Source organism: Flavobacterium soyangense (assembly GCF_015277675.1).
Taxonomy (GTDB): domain Bacteria; phylum Bacteroidota; class Bacteroidia; order Flavobacteriales; family Flavobacteriaceae; genus Flavobacterium; species Flavobacterium soyangense.
The window spans coordinates 29,270-44,789 of the sequence record NZ_JADHEC010000008.1 but is presented as its reverse complement, the minus strand read 5'-3'; the positions used below and the strand labels follow the sequence as shown (position 1 = coordinate 44,789).

General features: G+C 35.1%; 13 protein-coding genes. 5 read left to right on the top strand and 8 right to left on the bottom strand.

Annotated features, from left to right (window positions below):
- Positions 1 to 17: 17 nt before the first annotated feature.
- Together IR213_RS05380 and IR213_RS05375 are read right to left on the bottom strand one after the other, a co-directional pair.
- Complete coding sequence (locus IR213_RS05380; RefSeq protein WP_194311288.1) at positions 18 to 1,271, bottom strand: dihydroorotase; 1,254 nt, start codon at positions 1,269 to 1,271, stop codon at positions 18 to 20.
- A 29-nt stretch (positions 1,272 to 1,300) separates the two neighbouring features.
- On the bottom strand, positions 1,301 to 3,229 hold the full coding sequence (locus tag IR213_RS05375) for a vWA domain-containing protein (protein WP_194311287.1): 1,929 nt from the start codon (positions 3,227 to 3,229) through the stop codon (positions 1,301 to 1,303).
- A 131-nt stretch (positions 3,230 to 3,360) separates the two neighbouring features.
- On the opposite strand from IR213_RS05375, the gene IR213_RS05370 reads away from it, so the two are divergent.
- Entirely contained in the window at positions 3,361 to 3,891 is a 531-nt protein-coding gene (locus IR213_RS05370) for a hypothetical protein (protein WP_194311286.1), read from the top strand.
- Positions 3,888 to 5,273 (top strand): DUF5723 family protein, encoded by a 1,386-nt coding sequence (locus IR213_RS05365; RefSeq protein ID WP_194311285.1) that lies wholly within the window; start codon positions 3,888 to 3,890, stop codon positions 5,271 to 5,273. Before IR213_RS05370 ends, IR213_RS05365 begins: the two co-directional genes overlap by 4 nt.
- A gap of 9 nt (positions 5,274 to 5,282) precedes the next feature.
- Here the strand turns inward: IR213_RS05365 and IR213_RS05360 are convergent, their stop codons facing one another.
- Positions 5,283 to 7,778, bottom strand: coding sequence for a cation-translocating P-type ATPase (locus IR213_RS05360; protein ID WP_194311284.1), 2,496 nt, complete (start codon positions 7,776 to 7,778; stop codon positions 5,283 to 5,285).
- 165 nt (positions 7,779 to 7,943) lie between these two features.
- Here IR213_RS05360 and guaB point away from each other — a divergent pair, with 165 nt between their 5' ends.
- On the top strand, positions 7,944 to 9,416 hold the full coding sequence (gene guaB / locus IR213_RS05355) for an IMP dehydrogenase (RefSeq protein WP_194311283.1): 1,473 nt from the start codon (positions 7,944 to 7,946) through the stop codon (positions 9,414 to 9,416).
- Between the two features lie 70 nt (positions 9,417 to 9,486).
- Here the strand turns inward: guaB and IR213_RS05350 are convergent, their stop codons facing one another.
- From IR213_RS05350 to IR213_RS05340, 3 genes are all read right to left on the bottom strand, one after another.
- The gene (locus IR213_RS05350) at positions 9,487 to 10,260 is read right to left on the bottom strand and encodes a polysaccharide deacetylase family protein (RefSeq protein ID WP_194311282.1); all 774 of its coding nucleotides are present in this window, start codon (positions 10,258 to 10,260) and stop codon (positions 9,487 to 9,489) included.
- 30 nt (positions 10,261 to 10,290) lie between these two features.
- Complete coding sequence (gene purB / locus IR213_RS05345) at positions 10,291 to 11,637, bottom strand: adenylosuccinate lyase (protein WP_194311281.1); 1,347 nt, start codon at positions 11,635 to 11,637, stop codon at positions 10,291 to 10,293.
- A gap of 162 nt (positions 11,638 to 11,799) precedes the next feature.
- The gene (locus IR213_RS05340) at positions 11,800 to 12,546 is read right to left on the bottom strand and encodes an SIR2 family NAD-dependent protein deacylase (protein WP_194311280.1); all 747 of its coding nucleotides are present in this window, start codon (positions 12,544 to 12,546) and stop codon (positions 11,800 to 11,802) included.
- A gap of 85 nt (positions 12,547 to 12,631) precedes the next feature.
- Between IR213_RS05340 and IR213_RS05335 the strand changes: the two genes are divergently transcribed.
- Together IR213_RS05335 and IR213_RS05330 are read left to right on the top strand one after the other, a co-directional pair.
- On the top strand, positions 12,632 to 13,288 hold the full coding sequence (locus tag IR213_RS05335; RefSeq protein WP_194311279.1) for a TrmH family RNA methyltransferase: 657 nt from the start codon (positions 12,632 to 12,634) through the stop codon (positions 13,286 to 13,288).
- 145 nt (positions 13,289 to 13,433) lie between these two features.
- The gene (locus IR213_RS05330) at positions 13,434 to 13,820 is read left to right on the top strand and encodes a hypothetical protein (protein ID WP_194311278.1); all 387 of its coding nucleotides are present in this window, start codon (positions 13,434 to 13,436) and stop codon (positions 13,818 to 13,820) included.
- Positions 13,821 to 13,866: 46 nt separating this feature from the next.
- Here the strand turns inward: IR213_RS05330 and IR213_RS05325 are convergent, their stop codons facing one another.
- Together IR213_RS05325 and IR213_RS05320 are read right to left on the bottom strand one after the other, a co-directional pair.
- Positions 13,867 to 14,244, bottom strand: a complete 378-nt coding sequence (locus IR213_RS05325; RefSeq protein ID WP_194311277.1) for a DoxX family protein — start codon at positions 14,242 to 14,244, stop codon at positions 13,867 to 13,869.
- 465 nt (positions 14,245 to 14,709) lie between these two features.
- Positions 14,710 to 15,477, bottom strand: coding sequence for a carboxypeptidase-like regulatory domain-containing protein (locus IR213_RS05320; RefSeq protein ID WP_194311276.1), 768 nt, complete (start codon positions 15,475 to 15,477; stop codon positions 14,710 to 14,712).
- Positions 15,478 to 15,520: the final 43 nt, after the last annotated feature.

The following is a 15,520-nucleotide window of genomic DNA, read 5'->3' as shown; positions in this document are numbered from 1 at the left end:
AATGTCTGTATATTTTTTTAGTTTAAAATTAGTTTTCCCTGATTGTAAATTCCATATACTTTTCCCTTCATTTCTATTCCCAGAAAAGCGGAGTTTTTTGATTTTGAAAAAATAGTTTCTTTTGTAAAAATGCTTTTCCCTTCAGGATTGAATAAGCTTAAGTTTGCTTTTTGACCTTCATCAATGCTTTGTTTTTCAATTCCGAAAGTGGTTTTTCCGGCAGTTAACTTCTCGATTACTTTTTCCAAAGGCAATACAGTTAATAGGGCGCCAAAAGCACTTTCTAAACCAATCGTTCCGTCTTTAGCCAAATCAAATTCCATTTTTTTGTGCTCAATGTCAATCGGATTGTGGTCAGAAGTAATCATATCGATTGTATTGTCAAGAATTCCCGCAAGCAATGCTTTTCTGTCGGTTTCTGTTCTCAATGGTGGTGATACTTTATATCTGGTGTCAAAACCTTCCAATGTTGAATCGGTTAATACTAAATGATGTACAGCAACACTGCAGCTTACTTTCAAGCCCTTGGCTTTGGCTTCCTTGATTAATTGTACCGATTTTGCTGTAGAAATTGTCGGAATGTGTAGTTTTCCACCAGTATATTCGAGCAGAAATAAGTTTCTGGCGATTTGCAATTCTTCGGCCAGATTTGGAATCCCTTTCAATCCTAATCGAGTCGAAGCAATTCCTTCATTGGCAACTCCATTTCCTTTTATATTCGAATCTTGGGCGAAAGCAATGACCAATCCGTCAAAATCCTGAACATATTGCAAGGCTATTTTCAACAAATTGGCGTTGTCTAAACTCTTGTTATAATCTCCAAAGGCGACCGCACCAGCATTTTTCATATCGAATAATTCGCTCATATCTTTGCCTTCACTTCCTTTGGTTAAAGCACCAATAGGAAAAAGTTGCGTGGCAAATCCATTAGCTTTACTTTTTACAAAATTAATTTGGGATTGATTGTCGATAATCGGGTAGGAGTTGGGTTGCAAAGCAATTGCTGTGAATCCACTTCTTGCTGCAATAGTCAAACCGTTTGAAATAGTTTCACGGTCTTCAAAACCAGGTTCTCCAAGGGAAACGCTGCTATCGAACCAACCTTGAGAAATATGCAAATTATCGTGTTTAATTTCGTCTGCATTTTCTGAATTGGGAAGCGATGCGCCTATTTTTTTGATAATACCATCAACAATTAAAATATCTGCAGTCTTATTGTGAAAAGGACTTTTGGAGTCGATAATTTTTGCCTCCCTGATGATTATTTTCATAGTATTTATTTAATTATTTGAATTTCGTTTTACTTTACGAATCGTATAATTGCCATTTCTGTCACCAGTAAAAGCAATGCAAAGATAATAAACCATTTCCAAATTTGATTGTCGGATCTGTCTGTTTGTAAGGTATCGAAAACTGTCGAGATAGAATCTATTATTTTATATTCTGAAAGCAAATTTTCATTGGCTTGAGCCAAATCACTTTCGGTTCTGTTATAATTGAAACTAATATTCTTTAAATATTCTTTTTGGTTGTAAATCCCATAATTTCCTGCTTGTTCTGGATAATCGTTAAATGTCAATTTTACTTTATCGTTCAGATTTTGTTGAACGGGAATAAAGTTTTCGTTGTCGTTTTTGATATTCAAAATAGCATCTTTTGATAAATTGGCATCAACTAAAAATGAGTTGTTGTTGCCAATTGTAATAGCATTTACGCCGGTGTTTTGATTATTCAGTGCCATTTTGTAAAAAGTGGGAACAATCAAAGGTGATTGTTGAAAATTAGAATTCTCGGGATTAATTGGCGCAGCAAAAACATATACCGAAGAAATTGGATTGCTGATGGAAGTCAAAAATGCTGTTTGGTCTTCATAATACAAAGCTGACGGATTGGAACCCACAATTCCAAAGGAATTTTTTGTTTTTGGATATTGGAAATTGTTGATTTTATTTTCGAAAACTCCAGCGTACAAAGGGTGACTGAAGTTGATTTTAGTGATTAATTTTTCTTTGTTTTCCAAAGTTTTGAATTGGATGTTTCCAAAATTTCTCAAAAACGTATTCAAATTTATTGTAGAAGCTTTAGCCGATGGAATAAGAACAAGGTTTCCGCCTTTTTCTGCAAAAGATTTCAAGGTAGTTTGAAGAGCTTGCGGAATTTCGTCTAGTTCGTTCAAAACAATGGCGTCCTGCTTTTCGAGCAAATTGTAATCCAAAGTTCCAATCGCAAAATTGTTGAAATTGAATTCGTCATTAGTGTAAATTCTAGATAAAAAGTTAGCTTTTTCAGGCTGTCCAATGCTGATTACATTATTTTTTTTAGGGTTTGAAATACTGAAAAACAAAATGTTGTCGTATTCCAATCCGTTGTCGATAATGGAAGCAAAACCATGGAAATCTTTTTTCGGAATAGTAAAATAGATTGTTTTTTCCTTGACTTCAAATTTCGTCAAAGTCTTTGCAATTAGTTTGTTTTGATTGTATAAAGCCACCGGAATTTGCTTATCCTTTTCTTCAAAAGCAGACAATTTTAAACCAATTTCATAAAAATCGTCCAAGGTTTGATGAATAAAAACGCTGTCAATCGAAATGTTGTTTTCGTGTTCCGCTTTGGGAATAATGAAATAAGTATTAAAATCGCTGTCGATACTTTTTAATTGTTTGGATTTCAAACCAACTGCATCCGTAATTACAACAACATCTTTGTTAAAAGCTGATTTTCGAGATTTTATTTTCGCCATAGCGCTTTCAAGTTGGAAAGGCAATGCACTATATTTCAGGTTTTGTAATTCTTTTTGGATGGATTTGATGTCGGTATTCCAAAAAGTTTCCGAATTGGTAATCAAGGAAAAAGTTTGGTTTTCGGGAGTGTTCTCGAGCAATTCCTGTACAGCTCTTTTCAGCAATTCTCCTTTTTGACCTTTGGCTTGCATCGAGAAGGAATTGTCCAAAACGATGTACATTTCGTTAGAACTATTTTTGCTGTCTTTGGCTTTAAAAAAAGGTTGGGCAAAAGCAATAATGATGCAAGTTAACAAGAGTAAACGTGTAGCTAAAAGCAGCCATTTTTTGATTTTGGAACTCTTTCTGGTTTGGATGGAAAGCTCTTTTAGGAAACGGACATTGGTAAAATATTCCTTTTTAAAACGTCGCAATTGAAACAGATGAACCAGAATTGGAATGACCAACAAGAAGAGGAAATAGAGGATTTCTGGATGTTTGATTTGCATTGTTTCGTTGGGTTTGTCAAAAATACAAATTTGTAGATAATTGTAAGTTCATATTGTCATATTTTTGATTAAAAAATAATAAAATACTAATATCTTCGTTGTTTCTTTAACTCCCCAAGTCATTGAATATTATGAATAAACTTTTAGGGATATTTATCCTCTCCATTTTATCTTTATCATGCTCGAGTGATTTAGATTTTAATCAGGTCAATAATCTGAAGTTAGAGCCTGTTTTTATTGGTAATTTAGCGACTTTTGATGTCCAGGCAAATCAATTTGTTATTGGTGGTGTAGAGCAAACTGCATCTGGAGATTTTTTAGATTTTGATGTTTTTAGGGATACATATTTTACCAATGCCCTTACAAGAGCTGATTTCTTTTTTGAAATTAACAATACTATAAACAGGGCATTCAAGATTAATTTGGTTTTTTTCGATGCCAATAATTTACCGCTTTATTCCATTCCTTTTGATGTTCCGGCTAATGCATCTGGTATTACAAAGACCGAAATATTTCAAAACTCTAAATTAGACTTATTAAAAAGAACAGCTAAAATTGGTTTTGTTATTAAATTACCGCCTGGCGTTCCTTTTTTAACCGAAAATAGTTTGGGAAGTTTAAAACTGCGTTCCAAAGCCACCATTTATTTAGTATTGGAATGAGAAAATTACTATTGGTTTTTATTTTTTCGGTATCCATTACTTGCTTTTCTCAAAATAAGCAAATTTTATACAACTTCACTTCAGTGCCACAGTCAATGTTGAGTAATCCGGGTACTGATGTCAAATACAAATGGTTTGTTGGCATTCCTCTGTTATCCGGTTTTTCAGCAAATTTAGGTTCCAGCGGCTTTTCTGTATATGATTTATTTGCCAATAATGGTGTCGATTTTAATACCAAATTACGAAATGTAGTATTTTCAACATCAAGAAACGACAAGGTTTCCATAAATGAACAACTAGAAATTTTCAGCGGTGGTTTCAAGCTTGGTGATTGGCAGGAAAACTCATATATCTCTTTTGGAATTTACCAGGAACTGGATGTTTTAACTTATATACCCAAAGATTTTGCAATTTTGGCTTTGGACGGAAACAAGGATTATTTGGGTAAAGTTTTTGATTTGGGTGATTTGAATGCCAGAGGCGAATTGCTTTCGGTTTTTCATCTTGGATATCATAAAAATGTTAATGAAAATTTAATTCTTGGTGTTCGCGGAAAGATTTATTCCAGTATTTTTAATATTTCTTCAACTAAAAATTCAGGGTATTCTTACACCATTCCAGGTGCTAATTCTATTTATGATCAGGTTATTTCATCCAATATTTTGATCAATACTTCAGGTTTTACAAACTATACTGATAATTATTCTGGAAATGCAGGAAGTGATATAATCAAAAAGACCTTTTTTGGAGGAAATTTAGGCTTAGGTTTAGATTTGGGACTTACTTATTATCCTCAAAAAAACCTTCAATTTACAGCTAGTTTAATTGACATTGGTTTTATAAATCATACCAGAGAAGTAAGAAATTACAGTTTTAAAGGGTATTACAGATATGTAGGTCTGACACCTGATTTCATTGCCGGAAATTCTAATCTATCACAAAAATTCCAGGATGCGATACCTTTAGATACTTTGAGTGTGAAATATAAAACCTGGAGACCTCTAAAGTTCAATTCTTCTATACAATATTCTTTTGGTGATGGAAGAAATTCGGAGTGTAGTTGCGAAGGCAATGAAATTAAATACAAAAATTCCGTTGGAGCCCAATTGTTTGTGATGTCAACGCCACGATTGCCTTTGACCGCTTTGACCGCTTATTACAAACGACAAATTTTTGATTCATTGGAAATGAAAGCAACGTATACCATTGATTCCTTTTCTTCTAAAAATATTGGTTTAGGATTGTCAACAACCCTTGGCAAAGTTAATTTTTACATTCTTGCGGACAATCTATTGGAATATAAGGATGTTTCCAAAGCCAATAGTTTGTCTTTTCAATTGGGACTCAATATTATTTTTCCTGATAAAAACACGCCTGATTAAATCAAGATTTTATTTTCTTCGTTTGACTGCTTTATAAATTTCTATCCAAAATACCGAAACAAATCCCACTAAAATACTCATTCCTATTTGCATAGTCGAAACGGCTTGAAACATAAAGAAATGGGAGAAAACAGGGATAAACAGCAGTAAACTTGTGATTAAAACCGTGATTCCTATAATAAACAAAACCAAATTGTTTTTGTATCTAATGGTTGTAAATATCGAATAATAAAAGGAACGATTGGCTAATGTTAAGAAGATATTTGAAGTGATTAAAGTCAGGAATACGACTGTTCGGGTAACGCTTTCCGTGCAATTTTCTCTAAGGCAATATTGGTAGACAATTAAAAGTCCTAGCGTGATTATCAATCCTTGAACAATACTGATTGTTATTTCTTTAAGGTTGAAAAAAGTATTGGTAAATGGGCGTGGTTTCTGTATCATCAAATTGGATTCCATAGGTTCGTTTTCATAAATTATGGAACAGGTAGGTCCCATAATTATCTCCAAAAAAATAATGTGTACAGGCGAAAAGATATTTGGATAAATCCATCCCAAAACCAATGGAATAAAGACTATCATAACAATTGGAATATGAATGGAAATGATGTATTGTATCGCTTTTTTTAGGTTAATGTAGATTTTTCGTCCCATCGCAATAGCATCAGTCATTTTAGCTAAATCATCTTCAATCAGGATAAGGTTTGCCGCTTGTTTAGCAATTTCGGTTCCTTTTTTGCCCATTGCAATCCCAATGTGTGCCGATTTTAAAGCGGGTCCATCATTTACGCCATCACCTGTCATGGCCACAATTTGATTATTGGCTTTCAAAGCTTGGATGATTTTTAGTTTGGCTTCGGGAAACATTCTGGTAAAAATGGTGGTTTCCATCACTTTTTCTTTCAACGTAGCTTCGTCCATTGTCATCAATTTATCTCCATTCAAGGTGTTTTCAGGATTTCTAAAACCAATTTGTCTGGCAATGGTTGAGGTAGTTGTGGCGTTGTCTCCCGTTATTATTTTTACCTGAATACCAGCCTTGTAAAAAGTGTCGAATACTTTATTGATGTTCTCTTTTGGCGGATCATAAAAGGCAACTAATCCCTTAAATTTAAAAGAGAATTCCTGTTGTGTTTTTGGGTAATTCTGTCCTGAAAATTCGGAAATGCCAACTCCCAAAACCCTGAATCCTTTTTTGGACATGGATTCAATAGCATCGTTAATCTTTTGTATTTCTGGTTTGGATAAATTAGAATGTGCAATTATTGCTTCCGGTGCGCCTTTGGCAGCGATAATTTTGGTTCCTTTTTGGTTTGCAAAAATATGCGTCATCATTGGAGGATTTCCGCCCAAAGGATATTCGTGAATTAATTTAAAATGGGGTCGGTCATCATCAATATCCAATTTCGAATAAGCATCGTGAAGTGCGACTTCCATACCATCAAACGGAATGGGTTCGCTGGCCCACATAGAAATAGTCAGCAATTCCTTTTCATCCGCACTATATTGTTCTTTTGGGTTTGCTATTTCATTAGACGAAAACAGGTATAATTGGGCCAAACTCATTTTGTTTTCAGTAATTGTTCCAGTTTTATCAGTACAAATTACGGTAGCGCTTCCAAGGGTTTCAACGGTTTTTGTTTGCTTAACGATTATTCCCATTTTCATCAATCGCCAAGCTCCCAAAGCCATAAATGTGGTGAAAGCCACCGGAATTTCCTCCGGAATAATGCTCATCGCCAGTGTTAGTGCTTTTAATAAACTGTCTAGAAATATTCCGGAATTATAAAAATTGATTCCCCAGACGATACTAAAAATCACTAAACCAACTATGGACATTTTCTTCACAAAATTTCCGATTTGTAACTGTAAAGGTGTTTTTTCTTCTGCAATGGATTCTAAACTGTTGCCGATTTTTCCCAGTTGGGTTTGATTGCCAATGGCGGTAACTTTGCAAATAGCCAATCCACTGGCGGCTATCGTTCCCTGAAATATTTGATTGATTTCGGATTTTTCATTTTTAAAAACAGCAAGCGATTCACCTGTTAAAATAGATTCATTTACTGAAAAATCATTGGATTGAATGATAATTCCATCGGCTGGAATAAAAGTGCCTTCTTCGGTTTGGATAAAATCACCCAGAACAATTTCTTCACTGGGGATTTCTATGATTTTCCCGTTTCGGATGACTTTGTTTTTGGGTTGTGATAATTTTTTAAGCAATTCAATGGCATTTCTGCTTCTGGATTCCTGATAAAGCGAAATGGTGGAGACTAATATAATTGCTGCCGTCATAAAAATTCCGTCAGCATATTTACCTGTAAAAAAATAGATGCTCGTGGCCAATAATAACAATAAAAACATGGGTTCCTTGACCATTTCAATTAATGAAGCAAGAAAATGGTTTTTGTCCTGATGTTCAAGAGAATTTGAACCGTATTTCTTTCTTGATTGAACTACTTCCTCGTCAGAAAGTCCTTGTAATGAATGGTTTGATGGTGTCATTGGAAGTTTTCTGAAATTTTTTCAATATAAAAAATGAATAAATAAACTTAAAAATCCAAAAATGGTTTTTACACTGCAATATAATCATTTATAATTGAATTATAGTGTTGTTTTGCTTAAGATTGTCTATATTTGCACGCAATTTAACTACAACTTCAAATTGCAATGATAGCACATAACTCAAAGATTATCGGTGAAGGATTAACTTACGATGATGTATTATTAGTACCCAATTTTTCCAACGTACTCCCTCGCGATGTAAGTATCAAATCAAAATTCTCCAGAAACATAACACTTAATGTTCCCATTGTATCTGCCGCTATGGATACCGTTACGGAAAGTGCTATGGCAATTGCAATGGCACAAGAAGGAGGAATTGGCGTTTTGCACAAGAATATGACTATTGAGCAACAAGCTGCCAAGGTTCGAAAAGTAAAACGTGCCGAATCCGGAATGATTATCGATCCGGTCACTTTACCCTTAAATTCGATTGTTGCCGATGCCAAAAAAGCAATGAAAGAATTCGGGATTGGCGGTATTCCAATTGTGGACGAAAATAGAGTCCTAAAAGGAATTGTTACCAACCGTGATTTGCGTTTCGAAACCAACAATGCCAGACCCATTATCGAAGTAATGACAAGTGAAAACCTTGTTACTGTTGCCGAAGGAACTTCTCTTGGTCAAGCCGAGGTGGTTCTCCAAGGATACAAAATTGAGAAACTTCCGGTAGTGAATGCCCAAAATAAACTAGTTGGGTTAATCACTTTTAGAGATATTACCAAATTAACCCAAAAGCCCAATGCCAATAAAGATGTTTATGGTCGGTTGTGTGTTGCGGCAGCCATTGGCGTTACAGCCGATGCGCTAGAAAGAGCCACAGCTTTGATTCAAGCGGGTGTCGATGCCATAATTATTGATACTGCTCACGGACATACCCAAGGTGTTGTCAATGTGTTGAAAGATATAAAAGCCAAGTTTCCAAAAATTGATGTTATAGTAGGAAATATTGCTACACCAGAAGCAGCCAAATTTCTTGTTGAAAACGGTGCTGATGGGGTAAAAGTGGGAATTGGACCGGGTTCTATTTGCACCACTCGTGTTATTGCAGGGGTTGGTTTTCCTCAGTTTTCTGCTGTACTTGAAGTTGCTGCAGCTTTAAAAGGAACAGGAGTTCCTGTTATTGCCGATGGTGGAATTCGGTACACAGGAGATATTCCTAAAGCAATTGCTGCTGGTGCTGATTGTGTAATGTTAGGGTCACTTCTTGCCGGTACAAAAGAATCTCCTGGAGAAACTATTATTTTCGAAGGAAGAAAATTTAAATCTTACAGAGGAATGGGCTCTGTAGAAGCAATGGAAGGCGGATCAAAAGACCGTTATTTCCAAGATGTGGAAGACGATGTCAAGAAACTGGTTCCAGAAGGAATCGTGGGTCGTGTACCTTACAAAGGAGAATTGGAAGAAAGTATGCAACAATTCATTGGCGGACTTCGTGCCGGAATGGGCTATTGTGGTTCTAAAGATGTTCCTACATTACAGGAAACAGGACGTTTTGTGCGTATTACCGCAAGTGGAATCACCGAAAGTCATCCACATAATGTGACGATTACCAAAGAAGCTCCAAATTATTCAAGATAATTTTAATTCAAGTTTTTAATAAAAAGGGTGCAAGATTTAGTTCTTGCACCTTTATTTGTTTAGGGCTATATTATTGTATATTATCCAAGTCAGATAAAGTATAAAACTTCATATTATTGCACCTGATGTATTTGCAAATTAGTTCTAATGTTGCATTTTTCGTCTGATAATCTGCAGTTACATTTTCTACTGTCTTATGGCTATTCAGAATCAAAATTTCATCATTTTTCTTTGCATAATCCAATAATTTCATCAGGTGGGGAATATTAAAGTGATTGTGTGTGTCATCGATACTGAAGCTGTATACTATTTTCGAATGATTGAAATAACAGCCTTGTTTTGAGGCATCTTCTTCGCAAAATGCTCGTCCTCTTATAATCTTGAATACGTTCAATAATGCAGCATCCAATTTTGGATTTCTTCCTCCATAGGGATAAACAAAGGATGTAATTTTTAAACCATAAAAACTCATTAAACGGAGCATTGGATTTATTTCCTGCTTAAAATAATCCTTGATTCCGTATTTTTTGACAAATTTTTCAGCGTGATAGTGATGAAGGCCGTGTCCTGCTATTTCGTGCCCTTCTTTTTGGAATTCGAGGAGTTTCTTGATTTCGTAATGGCGCAAGGTATTTATTTTGCAAACGCAAAAAGTGGCTTTCCAGGAATACTGTTTCAGTTTTTGATCTGTATCAAACCATTCATCTACGTAAGCATCGTCAAAAGACAAAATCACTCCGGCTCTGTAAGTCTTGATTTCTGGCTTGGCTTTTTCCTTTTGGCAGGAAAATAAAATAAATAAAGTACAAAGTAATACAGTTTTTAGAATCCAATTCTTCGTCATTACTTTGTACTTTAAAAATGGTTTTTAGTATTAAATCCCCAAGAAATTACTTGGTGTGATTTGCATTAATTCTGCTTTTATTTCAGCAGAAACTTCCAAGGTTGCAATAAAATTATGAATTGCTTTTTTATCAATCGCTTCGTTGGTTCTGGTCAGTCCTTTCAGGGCTTCATAAGGATTTGGATACCCTTCGCGACGCAAAATAGTTTGAATCGCTTCGGCAACCACCGCCCAGTTTTTTTCTAAATCTTCGTGGAATTTCGGTTCGTTCAAAAGTAATTTATTCAAACCTTTCAAAGTAGCTTCAAAAGCGATTAAAGTATGTCCAATAGGTACTCCAATGTTTCTTAAAACGGTACTGTCTGTCAAATCGCGTTGCAATCTTGATAATGGTAATTTGGCAGAAAGATGTTCGAAAATTGCATTTGCCATTCCCAGATTTCCTTCGGAATTTTCAAAATCTATCGGGTTTACTTTGTGTGGCATTGCCGATGAACCAATTTCTCCCTCCTTGATTTTTTGTTTGAAATATTCCATTGAAACATACGTCCAAATATCTCGATCCAAGTCAATTACGATAGTATTTATTCTTTTTAATGCATCAAAGAAAGCTGCAAAGTGATCGTAATGTTCGATTTGTGTAGTCGGGAAAGAGTGGTGTAAACCCAGTTTTTCCTCAACAAAATCCCCTCCGAATTTTCTCCAGTTAATTTGTGGATATGCCACGTGATGCGCATTGTAATTTCCGGTTGCACCACCAAATTTTGCTGCAAAGGGAACATTAAACAACAAACGCATTTGCTCTTCTAAACGTTCTACAAAAACACCAATTTCCTTTCCCAATCGGGTTGGTGAAGCCGGCTGTCCATGTGTTTTAGCGAGCATTGGAATGTCCTTCCATTCAATGCTTAAATCTTTCAATTTGGACGTCAAAGAAATCAACGACGGCATATATACTCTCTCGAAAGCTTCTTTTGTCGAAAGTGGAATTGCGGTATTGTTGATGTCTTGTGAAGTAAGTCCAAAGTGGATGAACTCTTTATATTGAGACAATCCCAGTTTTTCGAATGCGTCTTTTATAAAATATTCCACGGCTTTTACATCGTGGTTGGTCACTTTTTCGGTTTCTTTTATCCAAAGAGCGTCTTCGGTAGAGAAGTTTTTATAGATGTTGCGCAAACTTTCGAATAAATTTGGGTTTACGTCTGCAAGTTGAGGTAATGGGATTTCGCAAAGCGCAATAAAATATTCAATTTCTACCAATACGCGGTATTTGATTAAAGCTTCTTCAGAAAAGAATTTTGAAAGTGAACTTGTTTTGCTTCTGTATCTACCGTCGATTGGCGATACGGCGTTTAATTCGTTTAATGTAGTCATTGTTGTTGTGTTGTTAGAAAGCGCAAAAATAGTTATAAGTTATAAGTTTTGAGTTATGTGTTGGATATTTTTTGTCATTTCGACGAAGGAGACCCGAGAGCTATGCCAGAACAGGCGAAGTAAATCGCATTAGTTCTCTCGTGATGAGATTTGTTCCCCTGTTCACTTCGTTCGAGTCTCCTTCGGCGAAATGACAAATAGGCCTGTTCTACTTTGATAATGTAATTTTTTAAGCTCTTTTTGAACGATTTCCATTCCTTTTGAGCCTGTAGTTGCAATCACTTTGATGTCATTTTGTAAATTGTAAATTTCTGCAGGTTTTGGATCAATATAAAAAACCGGAATTGTTGTTTTAGCAAAATTCATAAGACCTGCAGCCGGATAAACTTGCAAGGAAGTGCCAATGATGACCAGAATATCAGCATTTCCGACAATTGTCACGGCTTCTTCCAAGGCTGGAACTTCCTCACCAAACCAGACGATATGTGGCCGCAATTGATTTCCGTTGTCATCGACATCGCCAAAATTTAAATCGCCTTGCCAATCCAGGATGTAGTTGCTGTTTACTGTGCTTCTAACTTTTAACAATTCGCCGTGAAGATGCAACACATTTGAACTTCCTGATTTTTCGTGAAGGTTATCCACATTTTGGGTAATGATGAAAACCTCGAAATCTTGTTCTAATTCGGCTAAAATTTCGTGTCCTAAATTGGGTTGCACTTCATGTAATTGTTGGCGTCTTTGGTTGTAAAAATCCATCACTAATTTTGGGTTTTTATGCCAACCTTCCGGTGTTGCCACATCCATAACATTGTGTCCTTCCCAAAGTCCTCCGGCGTCGCGAAAGGTTTTGATGCCACTCTCGGCACTAATTCCGGCTCCGGTTAGTACGACTAGTTTCTTTTTCATGCTATTCCTCTTTTCTTTATAATGACAAAATTAGATATTTAAAATTACTCTTTTTTACTATTTTTACCAAAAATAATTCCGTAATATGATTGATCTCAATTACCTCACTTTTCTCGAAAACATCCTGACCGAAAACCGAAAAAGCAAGTTTCTGAAAGTATTGGAAAACAGAACCAAGCATTTTACAATTGCCGTGGAAGATATTTTTCAAATGCATAATGCCAGTGCGGTGATGCGCAGTTGCGAGATTTTTGGTATTCAGGAATTGAACGTGATCGAACAGCGTTACGGCAAGAGCATCGACAAAGAAATTGCGATGGGTGCCCAAAAATGGGTTGACATTAATAAATTTGACAATGTTACAAATTGCATCGATACTTTGAAAAGTCAAGGCTACCAAATCATTGCGACAACACCACACGAGAATGATTGTTTGCTGGATGATTTTGATATTTCGAAACCCAGTGCCTTGTTTTTTGGAACGGAACGAGATGGATTGTCGGAGGAGATTTTACAAAAAGCTGATGGTTTTCTTAAAATTCCAATGGTTGGTTTTACTGAAAGTTTGAATATTTCGGTTTCGGCAGCAATTATTATCCAGAATCTGATGAACCGACTGCGAAATTCAGATATTGATTGGCATTTATCCGAAGAAGAAATCTTGGTAAAAAGATTGGCTTGGGCCAAAAATTCCATAAAAGACATCAAAAGAATCGAAGAAAGGTATTTTTCTGAATTATAGAAAAATCATTATTCTTCCTGTTTTTTTATCGACAAACTGCATTGCCCTTGTTATTTAAAGGGTATTTTTCCCTTTTAACGATTTTAATATTATTAATAAGATATTGTTTATATGTTTGGTTAGAAATTTTTAAACAGTTCATTTCATGGGAACGAAAAAGATATTTAGTACTACCTATAGACAAGATTATTTTCAAGGATATTCAAATGGTCAGGATCCTTTTTTGCAAATTGACAGTAAAAAAAACAGTATCGCTTTTATTTCGGGATTTAATTCCGGGAGGATGGATTATGAGGAAATGAACGGACAAATTTCAAAAGGAATCCCTCAACGTACGGTTACCATTAAAGTTTTAGAAGAATTTCTTCTTGCAGGTTTGCTTGGACTAAGTATAGAAGATACAGATGATTATACTTTATTTCAACTGAATATAATTTCGAAGTGGTATCAAAGTGGGGTTGAGAAATATGATCCAAGTCAAAGTGTCTATCTTTTTGAAATTCTGGAAGAAATTGGAATTGAAATAGATTAAACTTTATTAGTCGTGTTTAATTTTATGAATGGCAATAAATAGATTGTCACTTCACCATTGGAAGGTATTTATCTCTATTCTCATAAATCACCCATAAGTTTATAGCAAACAGCACTAATGCAATAGGTAATCCAGAAGGTGCTGTTAGGATATGAGTTAAAAGGATTCCAATCATTATAGGAAAAATGACAACGGCTCCAAGTGCTCTGAACTTTGGAATTATAAAAAGAATACCACCAAGGATTTCAGCAACTGCTACAAGCGGAAATAGCCAGCCAATTTCCATAAAGGCTTTCATAGTTTTGACCAATTTTTCCGGAAGGTCTGCTGGAGCAGGAATGTAGTTAAAGAACTTGTTTAGTCCTGAGTTGATAAACATAAGTCCAAAAAGTAGGCTTATGACAAAAATAATTTTCTGTTTCATAGTCTTATGTTTTTAAATTGTTAATGTTCTAGTGCTTTAAAAAGGTGCAACTTTTGAAACGCTTCTTTTTACATTAGAACAAAACGAAGTTATGAAAATTATATTTTCCCCTAGCAATTCCCTAGCAATTTTTTAAAACCGTTGTTATAAGTGGTTATGTAAATCGCTAAAAAGAATTTGGTCATCGCACGGTAAGATAAAGCTATTAGGTAAACCTTTGTTTATGTTGATTGAAAATTATTTTCTAAAATTACAATCTTCAGAGAAAGAACGCTTTGCAAACGCTACTATTTGATTATTGATTTAAGTGGTTTTGTTTTTGAGTTCATCTTTTTTTAGATCTGTGTCTTTCAAATGGGATTAAGAAAAACGAATTAGTATCTCTGGTAATCTATAACTGTTTTTAGCGTAAAAAATCCCTGACCGTTTGCACAATCAAGGATTACACTTGTTTTTATCGGATTATTATTTCCGTTTCAGGATTTTATATTCTTCATAACAGGAGCTGATAGCATCCAGAATTTGCAGGTCATTGGCGGTTTTTACAAACGATTCGGAGTAATTACAACGTTCGAGAATTTCAGGAATTTCCTTTTTGTCCACACCCAGCAATACGGCAATGGTTTCACGATCATACTTGGTTTCCAAAAGATTTCGAACGGTATCGTCTTTTTTCATTTCTTTCAACCTTTTAAGTTCAGTAGGTTTTTTTCCAAAGAAATTATATAGTGCATCAGCAGGATTAAAAATGGAACCCATCACTTTTCCGAAAGCATTTGGCGAATATTCACCAGCTTCATAACCTTCGGTCAAACCTGAAATGCTGTAGCGATAATTTTCTTTTACTGGAATCAATTTAGAATCCACTTCGATATAGCCGGTTAAGTTGTATCGTCCTACGATTACTTCTTCGAGCGCATAGGCTTTTTCGGTAAGTTGAATTGTAGTGGTTTTGGTTTTTACCCAGTCATTGGTAACCTTAATTTTTAGGGATTGAAATCCAATACAACTAATATGCAAAGTATCATTTACGGAAACAGCAAGTTCAAAATTACCTCTATCATCCGTAGTTGTACCTCTAACTTTATTAATGTTGATGATATTTACATTTGGCAATGGAAATTTCGTGTTGTCATTAAGAATAGTACCGGTTACGGTTTGACCTGGTTCAATGACTTGCGAAAAAGCTGTTGAGGAGAGTATTAAAAAAAAGAAAACTACAAAATATTTCATAAACTGATTTAAAACTTTAAAAGTAATAAAACGGGATTAAATA